Here is a 22,492-nt window from a genome sequence, read left to right as displayed (position 1 = left end):
TTGCCAATCAGGTTAATGTCCGGGTTGGCCAGTACTATTTACTCGAATCAATGCTTGTATTCCCATATCAAGGCAAGAGGAGACGTTAATTGCGATTAGATACAAAGTCACTTGGAATAAAGCCTTCTTAATCCAGTATACTAACCTGAAAAACAACATCATCAAGCTTATTGCAGACATCTGTGAGAGAATTGTATAGACCGTCCCCGGACAATTCTCCGATATTTTCTTTCACGTCATTCAGTGCCTGAGCTACATCGGAGATACTGTTATCAAGCCCGTACCCTTTGATAGATGAAACTTCTTCGTTAAGAGAATCAATTCCCATTGTAACTTCCAACAGCCTTGAATCAACTTGATCTAACTTATCCACCATCTCTCTGAGCAATTCAACAATTTCATCCATTTTAACTTCCTCGCTTTCTTTCTCCTATTACAACGTAAATAGCAATCCTATTATCTCTATTTATGAAAAGCTTTTTTCCCTTTCACCAACACTCATAACTCTCCAACACTCCCCGCATTCCCTTTGGTCCTTCCACTTTAATCGACCGGTCTTCCTGAACCCACATGCAGACAAACCCCAACTTCTCCACCATTTGAGCAACTTTTTCGTACTCGTTTCGGATTCGGTCGATGTCGGGGTTGGCCAGTACATATATTTGCTCGGATCCATGCTCAGTTGCGTACTTCATCAGTGTATGGATCTGCTTGGCAAGGTGAGTGACAATCTGGGCGTAGTCGAATACAATATCTGCTTCTACTCCATTTTTCCGGGAGCCTTTAGACTCGACGAAAACTCCCAGACTCCCCTTTCTCGCCTTCACGTCCACACCGTGCTGTCTGCCGACAAGCGGAGCCTCACATTGAAATCCCCGACTTACCAGGTATTCAGCAACAGCAACGTTTACTGTGTCTTCATCCATAAAAAAACGGTCAGGACTTTTCAATCGACTGTTGAATTGCGGCACTCAATCAAACCTCCTCTCTATTCAAGCTGTGCAACCTTCTTACTCATACACCTCAAGCTCCGTATCCCGTGAAAGGAACAGGGGGTGCTTCGGCATTCCGCTCGCAGTTTTTCCGAAACAGTAAGGGGTCTTTCCCGCCTCTCGGATCCAGTCTAATGCCAACCGGTATTTCCCGTTCTTTGCTCCCTCATTCCCCCATGCAACAATCACCTGATCAGCCGTCCGGATCGCTTCTTTGACGCGCAGGTCATTTTCGGGACAATGAAGCTCTCCCGAACTCCAAAGTGCTTTTACATCCTTGGTCCGGTAAGAATAGAGGTTCACCACTTCCAAAGAGCCGAATCCGTGCCTCTCTGCAAAATCAACACACCGATTTAATGTCGGGTCTGGCTCTAAAGCATTTGCAGTACTGGGATTAATCATGATGAACAGGCACGAGGGCTTCAAGACACCCCAAATCACATTCAGACGATACCGATGCCTTTCCGTCGAATCAAACATAACCGTAACATTTCTCCCCTTACCCCAAGTGCCTGTCTGAATCTTAATTTCCGGCTCCTCCCATACCACCATCCGCAATTCCCCCTTTGGTTGGTTGACATCCTTTCTATAATATTACTACTACTTAGTTAATTAGTCACCATACTGCCGGTCATTCATTTCAACCAAGACCAAACCGCAGTCACAAAGCACTATTACTGCTCCGCAACCAAAAAGCTGGATAGGAAACTAGCTACCCGTCCAGCCTTTTGCTTCCCTCTCACCCCTCCACCCACTCCGCCGATAACGCCCGGTCCATCTCCACCAGCACCGACTCTCCCATTCTCCCGTCCGACACCGCCTGTCTCAATTTCCGGTCCACTCCCTCCGCTCCGAATTCCCGGATCAACTCCATCAAGTAGTCATATGCAAACAGATCCAGCGAGCCAATCCAGTCACTATAGAAAAACAGGACTCTATTCACCAGCCCCGGCTCTTTACCAAACTCCTTCCTCACGTCGCACCCTCTCCTTCCCCGTTTCCAGTGATATAGAGAAACACAGGAAAAGGTGGACACAGATCCCCATTAACGTCCCATCCGGCAGCCGCTTGTCCTACTATTATAAAATTTTCACAAATGTCTCACCGGTAATACCCCCCTCACTACCTATGTGGTATTATTTTCTGTAGCGGGATTGTGTTTCCATACTTTATTTAGGAGGTTATTCTTTTTGAAAGCAAATACATACAAAAGAGCCGCGGCAATCGCGGCAGCTTCTGCCCTCGTAGGATCGGCAGTTGTGCCGGTGGCGGCGGCTCCGATGCCAACATCCAAGAAATTCTCGGACGTACCGGCAACAAGTTCACACTATGAGTCGATCTTGGAGGCTCAGGCACTGGGAATCATGACCGGCTATAACGACTCGACGTTCAAGCCGGATCAGAAGCTGAACCGCGGAAATGTCGCGAAAGCGTTCGGCAAGTACGTGGTCGCAAAGAGCGGGATGACACTCGAGGAATACATCAAGGAGCACAATATCTCTGAGGTAAAAAACTTTGCGGACGTTCCGGACAGCTGGGCTGACAAGGAACTGGTCACTTACTCGAAGATCGTGAAAGAAGCGGGCATCTTCGAAGGATCGAACAACCAGCTGATGGCGTCCAAACTGATGCCGCGCGACCAGATTGCAGAAGTCCTCGTGCGGGCGTTCGACTTCAAGGATAAAGAAGGCAATCCGGGCATCAAAGACACAAAACAGTCCGGCTATGCCAAGTCGATCGAAATCATCTATGAAAACGGCGTCTCCAACGCCAATCCGTACCACCCGCTGAGCAAAACCAGCCGGGGGCAGTTCGCCTCGTTCCTGGTCCGTGCCTATAAAGTGTCAGAAGGACTGGATTCGAAGGAGCCACTTCCGGTACGAGTCAAGTCTGTCATTAGTCCCGACTACGCACTACCAATTACAGTTGGGATAACACCTGTACTTCCTGAGACAGTCAAAGTAATGCTGGAAGATGGAACACAAACGACCAAGGCGGTAAAGTGGGACACGAGCAATCTCATGAAGGATGAAATCGGTACATATATTCTTACCGGGACTGTAGCGGATACAGACCTGAAAGCGTCTTTTCAAGTGGACGTCAGAGAGCAGACTTATGCCGAGCCGATTACTGTTTATAAAAATGAAGATCAGAATGAAATCAGAGTAGACATCCCGTATTTGACCGATTCCGCTCTCGACCTTTCCAATTATCTGTTTAACGGCGGACCTATGCCTGCCGGATCAAAAGTGCAACTTAAAACAGGGTATATCATCATCACTTTGGGAACGGATCAAGAGGTTACCGAAGACTTTGAGTATACACTGGAGTTTACAAGAAATATCCGAAACATCGATGGCTCCATCGTGGTTAATAATGCATGGGCAGCCAATAATGGTGAAGAACCTGAAAACTTCACAATCAAGGGTACGTATGGTGATAATGTCTCCCCAACCCTGGTCTCTGCCCATTACGTCATTCCTTCTTCGGATTCTGAAATCACAGATACCCTTGAGCTGACATTCTCCGAAGAGATGGCACCTTTGTATTTTAGTACACAAGGACTTGATGAAGATCGTGACTTCGATCTGATAAATATTTTAAATGGGATAACCCGCTATAACGTCGAAAACGTTGGAGATGACCTGATTTTTAAAGCAGGCGGAACCCAGGTGAAAATTTCAGACGTAGATGTAGAAAACGGAAAAGTTTATGTCAGCATCCCACCGATGGACATCGAGCAGACTTCCACCATCACCATTGTCCCGGAAGGTCCAAACAACGAGGCGCTGGTGATTACGGATAATTCCGTTGCTAAAAACCCAGCGGTCGCTCCGGCAACGAAAGAGATTACCAAAGACAACATCATTGTTATTGAACCAACCAAACCAACAGAGTGATTTTCATGTAGGTTACAGAGTTACGACCATGAACATAAAGAAGCATGCGCTTGTTTTCGCGCATGCTTCTCTTTTATTCGTTCAAGTTGATTCCTTTAGAGTACGGTCGTCAAGTCAAACAGTGGATTGAGACACCGCAGGAGATTTACACTGAAGATACCGTTTAATTAAAACCAAAGACAAAGGAGAATCCCCCATGAATCAAATCCACGGAATCGGCGAAGTGGTATCGAACGACATCACAAGAACCAACGCAAACCTCCTCGGCATCCGGGTGAAAGAAAAGACCGGCCGCTTCACCGGCACAATCTGGTATGACCCCGCCCGGGAAGCCATTGAGTATGGGCTGTTCGGGAATATCTATGGGAAGATGAGCGAAGAGGATCAAAAGAGTGCAGATAAAGACGTGCTTGGAGTTCTGGAAAACTATATTTAAATGGAGACGCAACTTAGATTTCAGCGAATCAATGAAATGCCCTTCAGTAACCGTTCAGGCTACTAAAGGGCATTGCTGTTTTATAACTTCAGGAGTTCATTCTTTTTAACCCACAATGGCGCGTCGGCTATTAAAAAAACAACTTCTCCACCCGCTCCCCTTCCAACTCCTTCGCCAGTTCCATGAAGAACGGCAGGGACTCTGGGTTGCTCATGGAGTCTGCATTAATCATGCGTTCCGCTTCAAATCCGAGCAGCAGTTTGCGGATCGGGACCTCCAGCTTTTTGCCGTTCAGCGTTTTCGGGATGTCGTCAACCGGATAAATCCGGTCCGGTGCAAACCTTGGGGACAGCTGCTCCCGGATCGCTCCTTTGATCCGCGCTTCCAACGCGTCATTCATTTCCACGCCTTCCTTCAGCACGACGAACAATAGGAGCGACGCGGTTTTCCCGATAACCTCCAAATCGATGACGAGGCTGTCGAACACTTCGTCGATACTTGCAATGACGCGGTACAAGTCGCTCGTGCCCATCCGGACGCCGGATCGATTGATCGTGGAGTCGGAGCGTCCGTAGATGATGCACCGGCCTTTCTCATCAATCTTAATCCAGTCGCCGTGTTTCCAGATTCCCGGATAATGATCGAAGTAGCTTTCGTGGTAACGCTCGTTCCCTTCGTCCCCCCAGAAGTAGAGCGGCATGCTCGGCATCGGCTTGGTGACGACAAGTTCGCCGACTTCGCCGATCAACGGATTCCCTTCTTCGTCGAATGCTTCTGTTGCCACGCCGAGCGATCTTCCTTGAATTTCCCCGACGCGCACGGACTCAATCGGGACGCCGCCGACAAATGCAGCGCTGATGTCCGTACCGCCGCTGACCGAGACGAGCCAGACATCGGACTTTACATGTTCATAGATCCACTCGTAGCCGTCTGCGGTGAGCGGCGCACCGGTGGAAAAGACGGACTTCAGCTTGCTCAAGTCATACTTCTCCTTAGGATGGGCACCCATCTTCGCCGAGTTGGTGATGAACGGGGCGCTCGTGCCGAAGAAGGTGATGCCGGTTTCTTCGGCGAGTTCCCACAGTGCCCCTTCATCCGGATAAAATGGACTGCCGTCATACAGGACGATGGCAGAACCGGCGAGCCAACTGCCGATGAGCAGGTTCCACATGATCCAGCCGGTCGAGGAGTACCAGAAAACGACGTCATCCGGTCTGAGGTCGTGCTGAATCATCATGAGTTTTTTATTTTCCAGAACGATGCCTCCATGGCTGTGGACGATCGGCTTCGGCAGTCCGGTCGTGCCGGATGAGTAGACAATCCATAGCGGATGGCTGAACGGCAACGGCTCCGCGGCAAGCGGAACGTCTTCTCCGAGCAGGTCGTTCCACGCCATGCAGCCTTCCGGAACGTCTTCCCCAATGTACGGAACGACCACCGTCTGTTTCACTGTCGGCAATTGCCTCCGGATCTCCTCCAATTCACTCTGCTTGTCGAAGACTTTTCCGTTATACGCATACCCGTCCGCTGCAATAAGGACCGCAGGCTCAATCTGCCCAAGCCGCGTAATTACGCTCTTCGAACCAAAGTCAGGCGAGCAGATCGACCAGACGGCCCCGATGCTGGCCGTCGCCAGAAAGGCGATCGCCGCTTCCGGGATGTTCGGCAGATAAGCGGCAACCCGGTCCCCGGCCTTCACGCCCATTTCCTTCAGCTTCCATGCAACAGACGCGACCTGCTTCTCCAGCTCCTCCCAGCTCATTGACCCTGTCGGCGTCGATTCCGAACGGAAATAAAGCGCCGTCTTGCTGCGATCCCGGCCCGCAAACACGTTCTCTGTGAAATTGATCGTTGCGCCCTCAAACCACTTCGCCCCGATCATAGAGTCTCCATCAAGCACTTTGGAGTAAGACGGCTCGCCTACTACTCCGCAATACGCCCAGATGCTTTCCCAGAACCGCTCAAGCTCATCCACCGACCATTTCCAAAGCTCGGCATAATCGTTCACTTCCACGCCTTTCTTTTCTTTCAGCCAGCCCATATAATCGCTCATCACCGAATGCTCCACCCGCTCCGCGGACGGCTTCCAAATAACCTCTCCTTGTGTGTAACCCGTCATGTCCACAACCCCCTCTTAAACCATTACCTTTGCCTTGACTTGTTCTTCCTCGATCACTTCTTTTTTCGCAATGTTCTTTTGCAATTTCAATGTCATGAGCGTGATCGCTCCCACGATGAGCATTCCGGAGAGGATGAACATGCCCTGTTGCAGCGACACCATCCCCAAAATCATCGGTCCGACGAACCCGCCAAGAGCGGCGAATGAATTCACAAGCGCAATGCCGACCGGCGCCGTGCTTTCCGTAAAGAAGAACGTCATGTAAGCGAAGAAGCACCCGGTAAATCCGTACAAGCCGAACGACGTGATTGTCAGCATGAACACGACCGGAATCACGGAACTCGACAGCCCACAGCCGATAAACCCGACAATGGCGATGAGGAAGGCAAACAGCAGGTGAGGCTTGTGCGCACCAGTCCGGTCCGCGTTCCATCCGAAGAACAGGATGGCCGGAATGCCGACGAGCGACGGGATCATGGCCAGCCAGCCGATTTCCATGTTCGTCGTCGTGCTCACAGACAGTGATTTGATAATCGTCGGCAACCAGAACGACAATCCGTAAACGGCGCTGTAGCCGGCGAAATACAGAAGGGACAGTTTCCATACCCGCGAATCTTTGATCATTTCCAGCTTCGAGACTTTGTTTATCGAGGAGGAAATCTTCCGTTCCGCAGCAAGCTCGCTCTCCAGCCAATCCTTCTCTTCGTTCGTCAGCCACTTCGCATCCGCCGGCCGGTTGGTCATGTAGAAAAGGACCACTACGCCAAGCAGCACAGCCGGAATCCCTTCCAGGATGAACATCCAGCGCCAGCCTTCCATTCCGGCCCATGCGATGTTATCGATGATCCAAGTGGACAAAGGCGCGCCGATAATTCCGCCGATCGGCAGAGCCAACAACAGCACGGCCGTCGCTCTTCCCCGCTCGGAGGAACGGAACCAATACGTCAGGTACAAGATCACCCCCGGGAAGAACCCGGCTTCTGCGACCCCGAGCAGGAAGCGGAGAATATACAGATGGGTCGCCGACTGGGCAAATCCGGTCAGCACGATGACAATCCCCCACGTCACCATGATGCGCATGATCCACAGCTTTGCCCCGACCTTGCTCATGATCATGTTGCTCGGAATTTCAAAGAAGAAATATCCGATGAAAAAGATTCCGGAGAGCAAGCCGAATACTTCCGCCGTCAGCGCCAGGTCCGCGTTCATTTCCAACGCCGCATACCCAAGGTTGACCCGGTCCAGATAAGCGATCACATACAACAGCAGAACAAACGGCAATATCCGTTTCATCGTCTTGGAAACCGTACTTTTCTCAATCCTATTGAACTCCGCCTGGTTCATGTATTTTCCCCCTCATGATTGAATGGTGGAACCCCATCCCACACGATTACATCCCGCCGGAAACGCTGATCTCTTCCCCCGTGATGGCCCCCGCCCCTTCGGACGCCAGAAAGAACACGGTGTTCGCAATCTCTTCAGGCTGAATAAACCGTTGCATCGGCTGCCGAGGGTACATAACCGCTGCCAATGCTTCCTCTTCGCTCAGCCGGTGTTCATTCATCAGTCCGTGGATCTGCCGCATCAGCAAGTCCGTCGCCACCGGACCCGGAAGTACGGCATTTACCGTAATGCCGTGTGTCGCTGTCTCGATGGCAGCCGTCTTCGTGAAACCGAGCAGCCCATGCTTTGCCGACACATACGCCGACTTCTCCGGGGTGGCCACTTCTCCGTGGACCGAAGAAATGTTGATGATCCTCCCGTTTCTTCGCTCCTTCATGAAGGGCAATACAGCTTTTGTCATCAGGAAAGGTCCTGTCAGCAGCACATCGATGAGCTGCCGCCACATCTCCTCCGGAAAATCCTCGATCTTGTCCCGGTGCTGCAGACCTGCGTTATTGACCAATACATCAATCTGGCCTTTCTCTTCAATCAACTCTTTCACGAACGCCGAAATAGCCGAGCTATCCGTAATGTCTAACCGAAACCCACGAGCAGAATCGCCGAGCTGCCGTGCTGCCTGCATTGCCTTTTCTTCATTCAGATCGGCAATGGCCACGAAGTCCCCCGCCTCCGCAAACCTCTTGGCGATCGCATAACCGATCCCCTGCGCACCGCCCGTCACCACGACCACTCTTTCTTTCATTCAGCTCCCCCCAATTCACTCAGCTGCATAACAAACATGAATGATAGCGCTTTCAACCTCCTTTACAACTTGCCGAATGTCCGAAATAATAAAGAGACTACAGTCTGTAACTATTAAAATGACAGACCATAGTCTGCTTGTCAATGACTAAATAGAAATATTCCGAAAGGTTTGATTATATGGATGCCCGTCAAAAAAGAGGCCAGGAAACAAAACGCAAAATCACCGAGACCGCCATTGCAATGTTCCACGAACGCGGCTTCAACAACGTCACCGTCGACGAAATCATCGCCAAAACCAACACATCCAAAGGCGCCTTCTACAACCACTTCACGAGCAAACACGAAGTCTTCGCCGAGCAATTCAAGGAAATCGACCAATTCTACGTCGACCACATCGTCCCCCGGCTCGACGCCAAACAACCGGTCCTGGACCGGCTCGCCCTGTTCCTCGATCTTCAAATGACCTATATTCAAAATGACATCGGCTGGGACGTAACTCGGACGATTTACGAACAGGAACTGAGCACGGAAAGATCCTCTTACTTCTTGAATCCGGACCGGCCGCTGTACGGGATTCTGTTGGAACTGTGCCAGGAAGGCGTCGACAACGGGGAATTCAAACCGGGCTATACGGCACATGAGATTGTCACCGTGCTGATTCATGCCATGCGGGGGGTTCTGTATAACTGGAGCTTGAACCGGGGGAGGATTTCGTTGAAGGATGAGCAGCGAGTGCTGTTTGGGGTGGTGTTGGAGGGGCTAAAAAGAAGCGAATTATAAATAGACCGCTACCGTTTAATCCGGTAGCGGTTAAAGTTTACGCAAAACCCAATCTTAGCATGTTATGACCATCAAAATAGAAGTCGTTTCCATGATATAACGTTAGTATAAGCTGATCTTCCCTCGTCCTGATTTCACCGATACCATTAAAAATAGCTCTTCCATTTTTCTCGATATATCTCTTAGGCACATGGAAGTTATTAAGATAAGCCTTATTTTCCGGATCGGCAACGAATGCTTCTTCAAATAATACTTTAATTGTAGCCCCATTCTTCATTACCATAAAAGTAGCAACGTTATCAAGCAGGTCGATTTTCTCTACAAATCCAGTTACTAAGCGGATTTCACCTATGTCATTCTGCGTAATACGATCAACGTCTCGTTTCATGATGTTTTTACCGCGAACCTTTAACTTCTCTTCTTCTTCACCATCAAACAATGAAGTTTGTATAGATGGTTTTATTATCTTCTTATCACTCGTTGTTTCTTGTTGTTTGTTTTTCCTTGAAGCCTTTCTTCTGGCTCTTGCTTCATCTATTTCTTCATCTGTCATCAGCGATAATCTATATGCCTCATTCAGTGCATCGCTACGACGCTTCCTGCTGAGATTAACGATGAAAACTTCGCCGGAATGGGTTCCAAATTGCTTTGGTATTCTCTCGAACTTATGTAGACAGTTGTTTGAATGATTATCCAGATTCCATGTTTTATAGTACGGAGTGCGGCCAGCACAGAATGTAACACGGGCAGAACAAGCGGGTGTAGGACAATACAGTTTTCCTTTGTAATGATTTTCATATCTACGCACTGTCATCTGATTAAGGGCAATCATATGAACCTTCCCATTCTCGTGATACCTTGCCTCAGTAATCTTCATAGGAATCCCACCCTATCTATATATCATAAATCTAAGAACACCAGTTTGATTTATAATACCAAAAATATATCTAATAGTAAAATAATTTGTAGTTGATAGCAATGAATTTTTAGGGCTTTTCAACTTTTTTATTTGCACTTTCAGCTTAATTATGGTGGTGGTTTCGCTTAGAAGAACTTAGTTAGAGAAACCATTGGCCATGTTTTCTATTCTATGTTCCTTTAGCTTCAGTCCCATATAAAAGGACCTAGACGGTAAACCATCAAAACATAAGTTGTATTACTCGTTCTATATTCAAGTCATGCCTATTTTTAATTCCCATGGCAGTTACTCGTCGGATGAATAAGACTATCTTTTATACGCCTCAAAGCACCGCCAGTTGGCTGATGCTTTGAGCCGCTCATTATGTCTCTTAATTACCCTTGCCGAGCGTGTCAATATCTTTTACCTTGCTATTCCGCCCCCAACTTCTCCAAAAACCCGGTAATCCGAAACGCCGCCGCTCCGACGGCGCATGAATCCCGTCCCAACAAGGAGAATTGAATCTCTGGTGTTTCGCCTTGATGGGTGGCGAGTCGTTCTTCCAGCACCCGATCAATAGGCTCTCTCAGCCATTCGCCGAACCGGGCGAGACGGTTGCCGATGATGAGGGTGTCGGGGTTGAAGGCGTGGATGATGGAGATGAGGCCGATGCCGATGGAGGCGCCAACCTTTTCGAGCGCCTTGAGGATGTGCGGGTCGCCGGCTTTGGCACGTGCCAGGATGGCTTCCAGCCGGTCGCCTTCCTCTGCCGCAACACGCTCACCCGGAACACCGCCCGCTCCGTCCCCCGCACTGTCACTCACTCCACTCACCCCGCTCTCTCCCTCCCCCACTTCCCCCAGCAACGCCTTCTCCGACGCATACAGCTCCCAGCATCCATAGTTGCCGCACCGGCACCGTTCGCCTGTCGCTTGGATGGTCATGTGGCCGACTTCTCCGGCGATGCCGGTTTTGCCGGAGTAGAGTTGGCCGTCGATGATAATGCCGGCGCCGATGCCGATGCCGATGGAGATGTAGACTTGGTCGGCGGCGAGTTTTCCGGCGCCGTATAGGCATTCGCCGTTTGCGCCGGCGTTGGCTTCGTTGATGATCTGGACGGGGACGCCGAATGTCCGCTCGAGCCGGGGTTTCAGTTCGACGTCGCGCCAGCCAAGGTTCGGGGCGAACAGGATTTTGCCTTCGCGGTCGACGATTCCCGGGACGCCGACGCCGATGCCGACGACGCCGTACGGGCTTTCCGGAGCACGCCCGATCAGCTTGCGCACCATCACTTCCAGTTCCTCCATCACCCGTTCTTCTTCCCGGTCCGAGAGCGGCACCGAGATTTCTTCGACGACCGCTCCGTTCAGATCCGTCAACACGCCGAGCAGATAGTTCACGCCGAGGTCAATCCCGACCGCAAATCCGGCCCGTTCGTTGAAATAAAGCATGACCGGCTTGCGGCCGCCGCTTGATTTCCCTTCTCCGATTTCAAACACGAACGAGTCCTCGATCAGTTCGGCGACCATCGTCGAGACGGTGGCGCGGTTGAGTCCGGTTTCTTTGGAAATGTCCGCCCGGGAGATCGGGCCGTTTTGGATGATCAAGTCCAGGACGATGGACTTGTTGATGGTTTTCACCATTGCTTGGTTGCCTGTCTGAATCTGCCTCATATGTCCTCCCCTGCTCCTGCCTGTTATCAACCAGAATACCACGTTTCCCCCGCCGACAGAAAAAGCCGGAGAACGCACTACCCGCTCTCCGGCTCTTTCCTTCAGCTATGGCGTGCTTCACTCATGCCGCCGGAAGCCACTTCCTCTTCCTCTTCTCCCCAGAGACCTTCGAGTTCCTCGAGCGTCTTGCCTTTCGTTTCAGGCACCCACTTCAGGACGAACAAGGCGGACAGTACGCTCATCAGCCCGTAGAATCCGTACGTGAGGGCGCCGCTGAAGTCCATCATGGCCGGGTAGGTGGACGAAATGAAGAAGTTGGCAGCCCACTGCGCGGCGACGGCGATCGCCATCGCCTGTCCGCGGATTTTGTTCGGGAAGATCTCTGCGAGCATGACCCAGCAGATCGGTCCCCAGGACATCATGAACGACGCAGTGTAAATGATGATGAAGACGAGCGTCGATGGGCCGATCACGTGGAATGAAGCGAGTCCCACGACGCCGAACATGCCGACCGCCATGCCGATCGAGCCGATGATGAGGAGCGGCTTTCTCCCCCATTTCTCAACCGTCATGATCGCGATCACCGTAAAGACGACGTTGACGAGTCCCATGACAACGGTCTGGACCATCGAGGCGCTTTGCCCAGCGCCCATGCTTTCAAAAATCCGCGGCGCATAGTAGAGCGCGACGTTGATCCCGACAAATTGCTGGAAGATCGACAGCATGATGCCGACAATGATGACTGTCCGGCCGTATGAGAACAGCTTGCCGGACCGGTTCGGCGCGTTCAGCGACGCCTTGATTTCCAGCAGGATGCTTTCGGCCTTTTCTTTCGTGCCGTTCAGCTTTTGCAGCACATTGAACGCCTCGTCATTCCGGTTCCGGGATGCGAGGAATCTCGGGGTTTCCGGCACGCAGAACAGCAGGAAGAAGAACAGCAGCGCCGGGATCGTCTCGGAGGCGAACATAAACCGCCAGCCGACGTCGTTGATCCATTCGCGGGTCTGCCCGCTCGCAATGCCCCAGTTGACGAAGTAGACGACGAGCATGCCGAAGATGACAGCGAACTGATACCACGACACGAGTTTCCCCCGGATGGCGGCCGGGGCGATTTCACCGATGTACGTCGGGGAAATCGCGGATGCGAGGCCGACGCCGATCCCGCCGAGGATCCGGTAGATGTTGAACATGACGAGCAGCCCGATCGTCGGCTCATCTTTCGTGAAGAACAGGAGCTCCGGATAAGCCGAGCCGAGTGCCGACACCGTGAACAGCAGCGCCGCGACGATGAGCGAGTTCCGGCGGCCGAGGTTGTTCGAGAACAGCCCGGACACCGCTCCCCCGATGATGCACCCGATGAGCGCACTGGAAACCGTGAACCCGTGGACGAATGAACTGAGGCCGAGACTGTCGATCAGATACTTCTGCAGCGACTGCTCCGCACCGGAAATTACCGCGGTATCATATCCGAACAGCAGGCCGCCAAGCGTGGCGATCAGCGTAATGAACACAATGTATCGGTTGCTGTTTTGGCTTTTCATCCTAACCGGAGAATGGCGCCCCTGCACCCGGCAAAGACCATCCCCCTCTCCTCCCTTCGTTTGTTGCGTCCCAAACCGTTAAAGCGCTTTCTTCTCGCCGGCAAGCCATCCCGCAGAAGACCCGTCTCCCGCGGGAATGCAAATCCTCTTCACTTCCGGAACTTGGCGAGACGCCGGCTGATCGGCGCCGTCGCCGGGTACAGATCCCGGTAGATGTCGAACACCTCTTCATAAATCCCGACCGTCTGCGGATCCGGCCGGTAAACCGCATCCGGCTTCAGGAACACGTCCGCGCATTGCTTCAGCGAATCAAACCAGCCACAGCCGACCGCGGCAAGCATCGCGGCACCCATGCCGGGCCCCTGCTCGCTTTTCAGCTTCACGACGGTCGCTCCAAACACGTCTGCCTGCATCTGGAGCCATGCCGCATTTCTCGCACCGCCCCCGACGGAGACGACGGTGTCGACCGTCTTGCCGTTATCTCGGAACAGTCGGATCGATTCATTCAGCGAAAATGTGATGCCTTCGAGCACCGCCCGCGTGAAATGCCGCAACCTGTGGGAAGCATCAATCCCGATGAAGCTCCCCCGAATCGACGCATCCACATGCGGCGTCCGTTCTCCGGACAAGTAAGGCGTGTACAGCAACCCGTCCGAACCGGCCGGCACCGACCCGACGTCCCGCAGCAATTCTTCAAAATAAACGCCTTCAGCGAACGTGTCGCGCAGCCAGGACAGGCTGTGCCCGGCCGACAAGGTCACGCCCATCGTGTAGTAGCTCCCGGGCGCGCCGTGGTTGAAGTAATGGACCTTGCCCCCGAAGTCCTGGCGGGCATCTTCCTCATAGGAGAGAATGACGCCCGACGTGCCGATGCTGCAGAGTGTCTTCCCTGCCTCGAGGATGCCGGCCCCGATCGCGCCGCACGCATTGTCCGCGCCTCCCGCAAACACGCGGGTGTTCGGCGAGAGTCCGAAGATCGCCGCCATTTCCGGCAGAAGCCGGCCCGTTTCATCTTGCGACTCCACGAGCGGCGGGCAAAGTGATTCGTTCAGGCCGAGCAGCCGGCACATCTCCCCGCTCCATTCGTTTTTCCGGACATCCAGCAGCAGCGTCCCCGCCGCGTCGGACAGGTCCATCTCGGCGCTGCCGGTGAGCCGGTAGCGGACGTAGTCCTTCGGCAGGAGGAACAGCTTCGCCTGCTCGAAAACAGCCGGTTCATGATCTTTCACCCAAAGCAGCTTCGGTAAGGTGAACCCTTCCATGGCGATATTCTTCATGATGTCCAGCAGCCGCTCCCGGCCGACCCGCTCCTCGATCTCCGTGCACTGTGCAGTCGTGCGGGTGTCGTTCCAAAGGATTGCATTGCGGAGCACCCGCTTGTCCCCGTCCAGCAGCACCAGCCCGTGCATCTGCCCGGAAAAGCTGAGCCCCTCGATCTCCTCGCGGCTGCCTCCAAAGTTCTCCGTCAGCTCGGCAAGCGCAACGATCGTCGCCCGCACCCAGTCTTCCGGATCCTGTTCACTGTAGCCCGACTTTTCCTGGATGAGCGGATAGGCGCGCGTCGCCTCGCTGACGACTTCGCCGGTCCGGTCGACGAGCAGCGCCTTCACCGCGCTCGTTCCGAGGTCAATCCCGATCACATAACCCATCGTCTTTCCCTCATTCCTCTGCGAACGTGCGCAGGAGGTACTGGTTGATCGTCGACTTGATCTGCTCGAGCCGTCCCGACCCGTTGCCGATCTCCTTCAGGCCGAGCGCGTGTTCTTCAAGTGTCCGGAAATCCGCGCGTCCTTCGACGATGTCCTTGCCGATCCCTTCGGAGAAGCTCGCATACCGGTCTTCCACGACCCGCTCAAGCACCCGGTCGTCGATCAGCTTCTGGGCGACTTTCAGCCCGGCCGCGAAGCTGTCCATCCCGAGGATATGCGCGATCAGAAGGTCGTCTTTTTGGAAAGAACCCCTGCGGACCTTGGCGTCGAAGTTGAGACCGCCTCGGCCGAGCCCGCCGTTCTGGAGGATTTCGTACATGGCGAGTGTCGTCGCATACAGATCGGACGGGAACTCATCGGTGTCCCATCCGAGCAGCGGGTGGCCCTGGTTCGCATCGACCGATCCGAGCATCCCGTGGATCCGGGCGTAGCGCAGTTCATGCTCGAACGTATGGCCCGCCAGCGTCGCATGGTTGGCTTCGATATTGAATTTGAACCGGTCCTGGAGTCCATAATGCTGAAGGAATGCATAGCCGCTCGCCACGTCGAAGTCGTACTGGTGGGAAGTCGGCTCCTTCGGCTTCGGTTCGATCAGGAACTGGGCGTCAAAGCCGATTTCCTTCGCGTAGTCGACCGCCATGTGGAAGAACCGGCCGAGATTGTCGAGTTCAAGCTTCATGTTTGTGTTGAGCAGCGTTTCATATCCTTCACGTCCGCCCCAGAACACATAGTTCTCCGCGCCCAGCTCCTTGCCGACTTCAAGTCCTTTTTTCACTTTCGCCGCCGCATAGGCGAATACGTCCGCACTGTTCGACGAAGCCGCCCCGTGAACAAACCGCGGGTGGCTGAAGTTATTCACCGTGTTCCAAAGCAGCTTCGTGTCGCTGTGTTTCATGTAATCCTTGATCATGCCGACAATCACATCGAGATTCTCGTTCGACTCCCGGAGCGTCTCCCCCTCCGGCGCAATGTCCACGTCATGGAAGCAGAAGAACGGAACCCCGAGCTTCTCGAAGAACTCAAATGCGCCTTCCACACGGGCCTTCGCCAGGTCAAGGCCGGACAGATGATTCCACGGCCGGATCGCCGTGCCGGCACCGAAAGGATCCGACAAATCCTCGGTGAACGTATGCCAATACGCCACGCCGAACCGCAAATGCTCCTTCATCGTCTTCCCGCCGACCACCTCGTCGGGATTGTAAAACTTGAACGCAAACGGGTTATCAGAAGTTGGCCCCTCATAAACCACCTTCGGAAGATCAGAGAAATAAGACATCGAAAAGCTCCTTTCTGAACAGACAAGTGAATTTTACTTTGTTTAAGATATAAACAAAGTGTATATTCTGGTGAAAGCGTTGTCAATAAAATGATAGATTTTTTTGAACGAGCATGCTCTCTCCCTCGCGCCATGTGACTGTATAGGATAAAGTGGTTACTAAGCGTGGGCAGCAGTATTTTCATCTCTTGTATATCTTCAATGGCTACGGAGGGAACTATCGCTTTCTTCACAGTGCTAAAGACACCTCAATGGACAACACAAGATTCAGGACATGGACATCGGCAAAATGTCATCCATGCCTATCTTCCTCACCTGTATTCCGAATCTATAAAACAGCCCATTTAAGAACATAACCACATTCTTATTTAAAAACACCAAAAGCCGCCAATATCACTAGATATGGCGGCTATTCAAGGAGGAGTTGTGAACATCAATTGCTTGTAAGAGAAGAACAGTCAAAACGCAAGCTTTTTTAATAACTAACTAATAATTAATATTTAGTTAACCTATCAATGTCCAAGCTTGATGGAGGACATAGATAGAGGCATCATAAATCATAGTTTACGACACCCTATTCTATTTATCCTTTAATCATTTTTCCATAAACTCATTTTCTGTGAGATGATGGTAAATGATCGGCAATCCTACAACCATGAACTGGTTCATGTTAGCTATGTTAAACAACTCTAGCAAGACCTTTGGTTGCAGAAAGCCTGTAATGCTACCTAGCAAAACGACTACGACCACGACTGTAATTCTCTTATGCATTATTGACATTCATACTCTCTCCCTGTTAGTTTGGTGTGGCTAACAAGGTGAGCTATTACGCACTCTTTAAATGATGGCCGCTTCTAAGCCTACATCCACTTTCCTTAGCTTAATTCTATTATACAAATGAATTTCATAAAATTCAATTACTGTTTTATTAAACCCTGCCAAACTTTCGCACTGATGAGTGAAGTGTTGCTCGTAGGTTTGAAAATCACCGAAATGGTCGGTATGACCTTTAGCCTTCCGGATTCTGGTGCCGAAAAGTTATAGGGAGTAATCTAGCCAACTATATCGAGCAGCGGCATCTTTCTAATTCCTTATATTTTATGCTTCCACTAATGTCTGTTTAGCATGTTCCATCCAGTAATTAAATTTATTCTCTTCAATTATAAAGCTGAAAAAACGCAAAAGCTTATCCTCGTATAATTCGAACTGATCGTTAATTTTTTTTGTAGCTCTCCATGGCTTGTCATTCTCCCATTCTTCATTAAATATAAAATGCTCAAAGTTCCTATTATGAGTGAGACGGAATTCCTCACTGCCAATAGTATTTAGGATATTTAGATTTGAGCCTTGATCTTGTTCAATACCATCTAAATCATGAACCAAGTAAGAGTCAATACCGAAGTTTTCAAGAACAGTATAATATGCCTTTTGAGTCAGTTTACCATTACATGGGATTACAGATACCTCTTTCACCAATGCTTCTAATTCATCTGCCGCTTGTGGGTACTTCTGTTTCAAACGTTCTTTTATTGCATATACACTTGCGACTTCACAATCACCTTCAACGAGTACTACTCTTCTTGCAAAAAATGCTTCTAATGTTGATGTATTAAAGTTTAGTAGCATTCTCATTCGATCTCTCATTTCTCCAGCAGCCTCGCCATTATATATATTTTCAGAGACCTGAGTGACCGAGGTTAAATGGTCCTCTCCCTTTCTTAATATCACAAGACCTTGGTGACGATCTGCCAAGTCTATAAAGTTTTCTGAGTGCGAAGTACATATCACTTGAGAAAGAAAGTGTTTTGAAATTTGTATTAACGAATCTCTCATTTTTCTTTGCAAATGAGGATGCAGATAAATTTCAGGTTCTTCAATTAAGAAGAGTAAACTCCTTTTCCATTGTCCTTCTGAACCTGGCTGCCTTTCACTATCTATACTATGATTAGTAAGTTGCTCAGCTAGAATTTCTAATAGCGATAAGATTAGCATCCTTTGCAACCCATTTCCCTGTTGACTAGGATGAGTCATCAAGGAACCTCGCTTTAGTTGGATAGCTGAGTTCATATACAGGTTTTCCATAACCTCAGGAATGTCAAACTTAAAGTTAACTTCAATATCGTCCATTAGTCGATTTAGTTTACGTCCAATTCGTTTTTCTAGTCCTTTTACTTCAGTATGTCGGTTTTCTTCATCAAAAATGCTTTGAATAGCTAAGAGCGAACTCTTAAAGTTCTGTATTTCGTCAGTCTCATTAAGATGATGTTCAAATAATGTAGAGACAATTTGACTTGCTGCTGACTTTGTTTTCTTTGCATCCGCCTCCTCATTAGTAAGCTTAACCGCTGGCACATATATCACCTTGGGCATGATTGAACGTAATATAGATGATAAACCGTTTGGGTTTTTACGCCATTCCACTACTCCATCGACTGTTAAACTTGAGTCATTTAAGAATACGAAGTCTATAAATTCTTCTTGTTTTGCAGCAGTGATTGTTTTTGACTTCAACTTTTTCTCTACGCAAAAACTTTTATGTAATTGTATTAGTTTTTCATCACAAACTGCAAAGTCTGCCTCCTTCCATGGTGCTTCGTGACTAATCTCACTTAAGGTTCTTTTCGGGATATAGGCCTCAAAAGGCACATCACTATCTCTTAGATCAGGACCTGACCAAATCCTTCTAATACGCATTTCGCCTCTATGAACGTACGGTTTAATATGAGTATTGTTCATATCCTCGGTATTAAACCCATCAAAAGTGATCATCACTTCCATATAGTCTTCTTCATTTTCTGGTACAATTTTATTAGGAAACATATCTATTGTTGGATTGCTAGGTAAGTCCGTTTCAGGCAAAAATAGCTTTAGAGCTTCTAATATGGATGACTTCCCAATATTGTTTTCTCCTATTATTGTAATAAAATCAGAAGACCCTTCATCATTAACATTAGGGAATATGATTTTACAAGGCTCTATGCACCCTATACTTTTAAAGTTCCTTATTATTATTTCTTTAATTCTCATCGATGATTCCCCTTTCATGGAATTACTGTTTTAATTCACTACACCTATACCAACAGAAACCACAACCCCTCCTTTCAAATTTGTATCCGATACTATTCCATCCATCTTCAATCAAACGACCAGTATATCACTCAGTTTTCTATTTAACCGAAAGAATTAGATAATTAGTTCGGGTAGATATAGCGCGTGGCAATTATGATAATCCTTCTCTAACTTTTCATAACATTCGAAAATAACAAACAAACTTTTTTTGAAACAGGTAATATTCTTTTGAGCGGTTGCATTTCTTTCTAAAACATAATATCAACCTAAGAAATCAATAATTACTTTTTCGATTCTCTTCATTTCTATGTTGATAAACTTATTTACAGACTTAACTGCCTCATCAATCACCATGTCAGGTTCGCTCTCATGATCGGTAATATACTCCATCGGGACGAGTTCTGTTTTGTATAGCTGAGTGTAACTCTTTTGAAGGCTTTTCGACGCACCGATCATTACGTCTGGCTTACTCTTTTTTAACGCAAAGAGTTTCCGCCGGTCCTCCGGATCCCCTGGCCCGATGATCAATTTTAGGTCAAGTCGGCCGGATCTATTTTGGATTTCAAACAACAGCATCCGACCGCTGTTTGTCCAGGTGCTTCCTTTAGGTGTAAGAGAGTCTAGATCTTTCGTTGTAAAGCGAATATAGGATTTTGTCGACTGATCCAACTCTACCTTGCCATGCAATTCTTTCTGCAACGCATCTGAGATCTCCCTGGCTAAGTCTGGTTTATATTCAAATATGAGATCAAAGGCCTTGCGATGTTTAAAGTACAATTCCTGGCAATACTTTTTTAGCTTTGCGTCTCCCACGATATGCTTCCTCACTGTCTGGATATATTGTCTAAGGATGGACTTTGCATCAGGGCTAATCTGTCTCTCTTGGATTTCTAAGGTTTCTTCCAGTACTTCTAAGATGTCCTCATAAGAGATGCCTATCCAATTGACCTGATCACTCGGCGGTCGCCCATCTGGAGTGAGGAACAGGCAGAGCTGGTGATAATCTTTGAACTCTTCTTTAACTTGCCGTAGATATTTCCCGAGTTGGTGCTCTGACTCCCCGCTCCAGATTTTGTTTTCAATCACGATAACGGCTCTCTCGGTATCAGACGTCAGCAGGAGATCCATCTGCCTGTATTCTTTTCGGCAAGTAAAGGATCCAAGATTCAATGCTGTCTCTTCCTCGTCCGTTAAGTCGGCAACAAAGTCTCCAGCCACCCTACACAAGAAGGTTCTTAAGAATACATCCCCCAAGCCATGATTTTCTTTAGGCGACAACAACCAGCCAATCATATTGCTATGTTGCAATTCCTTATGAACAACGCCCAGCGTCTCAAAAATATTGATCTCTTCATTTTCCCCTTCAAGTTTGCTGATCCACGCTGAATCCAACACCAACGCCTCAACCGCCTGTTGGTTCTTCATTGTAATCTCTCCCCTTCAGATTTCCACATTTCTATTAAATTCACCGGAACGAATGAAAACCCAGCCCACCAAATTCCCTCTCTTCCCTGCTAATTTCCTACTACTCCCCTAGAACTGCCCGATATATCAATTCATCTCAAGCCCTCACAATTAGTTTACATCGCCTTGCCAATCGAATCTTAAAGCCGCAAATGTCCTTTCTACCCTTACCCTCATGATTCAAATAACTGCTCCAGCCGTTCCCTCTCATCGAAGAAGACCATTACTTCTGTTGCATACTTCTCTCAATATCATATTCTCCACAACTTTTTATCTGCGCCCTATAAGGCCATGCCCTTCTTCCCTTTGCGGATAAATCATCATCCTCTCAAACCACAACTCACCAACAATCCTTCCATCTCTTCCGGCCCTTCCACTTGAACCGTCCGGTCTTCCTGAACCCACATGCAGACAAACCTCAGCTTCTCCACTGTCTTTTTGACTTTCGCATACTCGTTACGAATCCGTTCGATATCGGGATTGGCCAGAACATACAAGTGGCCGTCCCCGTGTTTGGTTGCGTACTTCATCAGTGTATGGATCTGTCTGGCCAGGTGATTGACAATTTGGGCACCATCAAACACTTCGTCTGCACTCGCGCCATTCTTCTGAGAGCCTTTGGACTCGACGAATACTTCCAGGCTGTCCTTTCTCGCTTTCACATCGATACCTGGTTGCCTTCCGCTAAGCGGCGTTTCACATTCAAATCCCCGTCCTATCAAAAAGTCAGCTACCACAATGTTCACTGTGTCTTCATTCATGACGAACGGGTCAGGCACTCTCATCTTACTGTTTATCTTTGGCATAAGGCTGATTCTCCTTCCATACACTTCTCGCTCTCCCTTGTGACTGGCTATGTATTCAGCACTAGCTACCAGAACCGCTAAGTAATCCACACTAGCCTACCTCACCACCAAATCTCTACCTCACCCCACACCCTCCCCCAACCCCCGCATCCCCTTCTCCACATACATCCCCCTGTCAGCACACCCAATCAGCTGTTCACAGGTCCCCCCGTCCTCCGGAAACCTTGCAACACCTACCGATGCACCGACATGCAGATCGCCGATCCGGAGGCGGTTCGATGAGGTGAATTCACGCCTCAACGACTCCATGACGGCCCCAGTATCCCCATCCGCCGGGACAACGAGGGCAAATTCGTCGCCGCCGAGGCGGTAGGCACGGGTGCGGCCTGTTGCCAATTCACCTAGCACAGCCGCGACTTCCCTGAGCACGCGGTCTCCGGCGAGGTGGCCGAACCGGTCGTTCACTTCTTTGAAGCGGTCGAGGTCCAGATACAGCAGCGCAAACCGCTCCCCCGCATTCATCAACCGGGTCATTCCTTCCCGGAACGCCCGCAGATTTCCGATTCCCGTCAGTTCATCTTCGTAGGCGAGCCGGCGAAGCCGTCTTAATTCCTTCTCTCTCCTGACCCACTGCCGCCCGAAGGCATAGAGCAGGATCTTCAATGACCTCTTCACGGCTGT

19 protein-coding genes and 1 other annotated feature are annotated in these 22,492 nt (G+C 49.9%); of the genes, 3 read left to right on the top strand and 16 right to left on the bottom strand.

Annotation, left to right across the window (positions count from 1 at the left end):
* Positions 1–127 precede the first annotated feature (127 nt).
* The 4 genes from BN1189_RS07135 to BN1189_RS07120 form a co-directional block, all read right to left on the bottom strand.
* On the bottom strand, positions 128–406 hold the full coding sequence (locus tag BN1189_RS07135; RefSeq protein WP_040226866.1) for a hypothetical protein: 279 nt from the start codon (positions 404–406) through the stop codon (positions 128–130).
* An 82-nt stretch (positions 407–488) separates the two neighbouring features.
* Complete coding sequence (locus BN1189_RS07130; protein ID WP_040226865.1) at positions 489–971, bottom strand: hypothetical protein; 483 nt, start codon at positions 969–971, stop codon at positions 489–491.
* A gap of 39 nt (positions 972–1,010) precedes the next feature.
* Positions 1,011–1,544: a DUF1643 domain-containing protein gene (locus BN1189_RS07125; protein WP_052455720.1), complete on the bottom strand. Its 534-nt coding sequence runs from the start codon at positions 1,542–1,544 to the stop codon at positions 1,011–1,013.
* Positions 1,545–1,731: 187 nt separating this feature from the next.
* Positions 1,732–1,968 carry a hypothetical protein gene (locus BN1189_RS07120; RefSeq protein ID WP_040226864.1) on the bottom strand — a complete coding sequence of 79 codons (237 nt, stop codon included), beginning with the start codon at positions 1,966–1,968 and terminating at the stop codon, positions 1,732–1,734.
* 214 nt (positions 1,969–2,182) lie between these two features.
* Between BN1189_RS07120 and BN1189_RS07115 the strand changes: the two genes are divergently transcribed.
* Complete coding sequence (locus tag BN1189_RS07115; RefSeq protein ID WP_040226863.1) at positions 2,183–3,892, top strand: S-layer homology domain-containing protein; 1,710 nt, start codon at positions 2,183–2,185, stop codon at positions 3,890–3,892.
* Between the two features lie 196 nt (positions 3,893–4,088).
* Positions 4,089–4,328 (top strand): hypothetical protein, encoded by a 240-nt coding sequence (locus BN1189_RS07110; protein ID WP_040226862.1) that lies wholly within the window; start codon positions 4,089–4,091, stop codon positions 4,326–4,328.
* A gap of 130 nt (positions 4,329–4,458) precedes the next feature.
* Here the strand turns inward: BN1189_RS07110 and BN1189_RS07105 are convergent, their stop codons facing one another.
* The 3 genes from BN1189_RS07105 to BN1189_RS07095 are packed head-to-tail and all read right to left on the bottom strand — an operon-like array spanning position 4,459 to position 8,593.
* Positions 4,459–6,447, bottom strand: coding sequence for an acetoacetate--CoA ligase (locus BN1189_RS07105; RefSeq protein ID WP_040226860.1), 1,989 nt, complete (start codon positions 6,445–6,447; stop codon positions 4,459–4,461).
* 15 nt (positions 6,448–6,462) lie between these two features.
* Positions 6,463–7,791, bottom strand: a complete 1,329-nt coding sequence (locus BN1189_RS07100) for an MFS transporter (protein WP_040226858.1) — start codon at positions 7,789–7,791, stop codon at positions 6,463–6,465.
* Between the two features lie 46 nt (positions 7,792–7,837).
* On the bottom strand, positions 7,838–8,593 hold the full coding sequence (locus tag BN1189_RS07095; protein ID WP_040226856.1) for a 3-hydroxybutyrate dehydrogenase: 756 nt from the start codon (positions 8,591–8,593) through the stop codon (positions 7,838–7,840).
* A 179-nt stretch (positions 8,594–8,772) separates the two neighbouring features.
* Between BN1189_RS07095 and BN1189_RS07090 the strand changes: the two genes are divergently transcribed.
* The gene (locus BN1189_RS07090) at positions 8,773–9,375 is read left to right on the top strand and encodes a TetR/AcrR family transcriptional regulator (RefSeq protein ID WP_052455718.1); all 603 of its coding nucleotides are present in this window, start codon (positions 8,773–8,775) and stop codon (positions 9,373–9,375) included.
* Positions 9,376–9,412: 37 nt separating this feature from the next.
* On the opposite strand, the gene BN1189_RS15825 is transcribed toward BN1189_RS07090, so the two are convergent.
* The 9 genes from BN1189_RS15825 to BN1189_RS07040 all read right to left on the bottom strand — a co-directional run bounded on the left by BN1189_RS15825 (position 9,413) and on the right by BN1189_RS07040 (position 22,486).
* The gene (locus BN1189_RS15825) at positions 9,413–10,252 is read right to left on the bottom strand and encodes a hypothetical protein (RefSeq protein WP_143242265.1); all 840 of its coding nucleotides are present in this window, start codon (positions 10,250–10,252) and stop codon (positions 9,413–9,415) included.
* A gap of 452 nt (positions 10,253–10,704) precedes the next feature.
* On the bottom strand, positions 10,705–11,946 hold the full coding sequence (locus BN1189_RS07080) for an ROK family transcriptional regulator (protein WP_040226852.1): 1,242 nt from the start codon (positions 11,944–11,946) through the stop codon (positions 10,705–10,707).
* 101 nt (positions 11,947–12,047) lie between these two features.
* Complete coding sequence (xylE, locus tag BN1189_RS07075; RefSeq protein WP_040226851.1) at positions 12,048–13,487, bottom strand: D-xylose transporter XylE; 1,440 nt, start codon at positions 13,485–13,487, stop codon at positions 12,048–12,050.
* Between the two features lie 149 nt (positions 13,488–13,636).
* Entirely contained in the window at positions 13,637–15,136 is a 1,500-nt protein-coding gene (gene xylB, locus BN1189_RS07070) for a xylulokinase (RefSeq protein ID WP_040226848.1), read from the bottom strand.
* A 10-nt stretch (positions 15,137–15,146) separates the two neighbouring features.
* A complete protein-coding gene (gene xylA / locus BN1189_RS07065) occupies positions 15,147–16,472 on the bottom strand; it encodes a xylose isomerase (RefSeq protein ID WP_040226846.1) in 1,326 nt (441 codons plus the stop codon).
* An 818-nt stretch (positions 16,473–17,290) separates the two neighbouring features.
* Positions 17,291–17,340 (bottom strand) — a sequence feature (23S ribosomal RNA rRNA prediction is too short).
* A gap of 230 nt (positions 17,341–17,570) precedes the next feature.
* Entirely contained in the window at positions 17,571–19,499 is a 1,929-nt protein-coding gene (locus tag BN1189_RS07055; protein WP_040226843.1) for an ATP-dependent nuclease, read from the bottom strand.
* A 303-nt stretch (positions 19,500–19,802) separates the two neighbouring features.
* Entirely contained in the window at positions 19,803–20,966 is a 1,164-nt protein-coding gene (locus BN1189_RS07050; RefSeq protein ID WP_052455717.1) for a PDDEXK-like family protein, read from the bottom strand.
* Between the two features lie 359 nt (positions 20,967–21,325).
* Complete coding sequence (locus BN1189_RS07045) at positions 21,326–21,811, bottom strand: hypothetical protein (RefSeq protein WP_040226842.1); 486 nt, start codon at positions 21,809–21,811, stop codon at positions 21,326–21,328.
* Positions 21,812–21,931: 120 nt separating this feature from the next.
* The gene (locus BN1189_RS07040; protein ID WP_082194175.1) at positions 21,932–22,486 is read right to left on the bottom strand and encodes a GGDEF domain-containing protein; all 555 of its coding nucleotides are present in this window, start codon (positions 22,484–22,486) and stop codon (positions 21,932–21,934) included.
* Positions 22,487–22,492: the final 6 nt, after the last annotated feature.

The sequence above is a fragment of the Bhargavaea cecembensis genome, from assembly GCF_000826125.2.
GTDB classification, from domain to species: domain Bacteria; phylum Bacillota; class Bacilli; order Bacillales_A; family Planococcaceae; genus Bhargavaea; species Bhargavaea cecembensis_B.
The sequence above is the reverse complement of the archived record's forward strand: the minus strand, read 5'-3'. Positions and strand labels throughout refer to the sequence as shown.

Excerpts from the sequence above, each read along its gene's own strand:
- BN1189_RS07135 (WP_040226866.1), bottom strand. The coding sequence starts at position 406 with ATGGATGAAATTGTTGAATTGCTCAGAGAGATGGTGGATAAGTTAGAT.
- BN1189_RS07125 (WP_052455720.1), bottom strand. The coding sequence starts at position 1,544 with ATGGTGGTATGGGAGGAGCCGGAAATTAAGATTCAGACAGGCACTTGG.
- BN1189_RS07110 (WP_040226862.1), top strand. The coding sequence starts at position 4,089 with ATGAATCAAATCCACGGAATCGGCGAAGTGGTATCGAACGACATCACA.
- BN1189_RS07105 (WP_040226860.1), bottom strand. The coding sequence starts at position 6,447 with ATGACGGGTTACACACAAGGAGAGGTTATTTGGAAGCCGTCCGCGGAG.
- BN1189_RS07100 (WP_040226858.1), bottom strand. The coding sequence starts at position 7,791 with ATGAACCAGGCGGAGTTCAATAGGATTGAGAAAAGTACGGTTTCCAAG.
- BN1189_RS07095 (WP_040226856.1), bottom strand. The coding sequence starts at position 8,593 with ATGAAAGAAAGAGTGGTCGTGGTGACGGGCGGTGCGCAGGGGATCGGT.
- BN1189_RS07090 (WP_052455718.1), top strand. The coding sequence starts at position 8,773 with ATGGATGCCCGTCAAAAAAGAGGCCAGGAAACAAAACGCAAAATCACC.
- BN1189_RS15825 (WP_143242265.1), bottom strand. The coding sequence starts at position 10,252 with ATGAAGATTACTGAGGCAAGGTATCACGAGAATGGGAAGGTTCATATG.
- BN1189_RS07080 (WP_040226852.1), bottom strand. The coding sequence starts at position 11,946 with ATGAGGCAGATTCAGACAGGCAACCAAGCAATGGTGAAAACCATCAAC.
- xylE (WP_040226851.1), bottom strand. The coding sequence starts at position 13,487 with ATGAAAAGCCAAAACAGCAACCGATACATTGTGTTCATTACGCTGATC.
- xylB (WP_040226848.1), bottom strand. The coding sequence starts at position 15,136 with ATGGGTTATGTGATCGGGATTGACCTCGGAACGAGCGCGGTGAAGGCG.
- xylA (WP_040226846.1), bottom strand. The coding sequence starts at position 16,472 with ATGTCTTATTTCTCTGATCTTCCGAAGGTGGTTTATGAGGGGCCAACT.
- BN1189_RS07055 (WP_040226843.1), bottom strand. The coding sequence starts at position 19,499 with ATGAGAATTAAAGAAATAATAATAAGGAACTTTAAAAGTATAGGGTGC.
- BN1189_RS07050 (WP_052455717.1), bottom strand. The coding sequence starts at position 20,966 with ATGAAGAACCAACAGGCGGTTGAGGCGTTGGTGTTGGATTCAGCGTGG.
- BN1189_RS07045 (WP_040226842.1), bottom strand. The coding sequence starts at position 21,811 with ATGCCAAAGATAAACAGTAAGATGAGAGTGCCTGACCCGTTCGTCATG.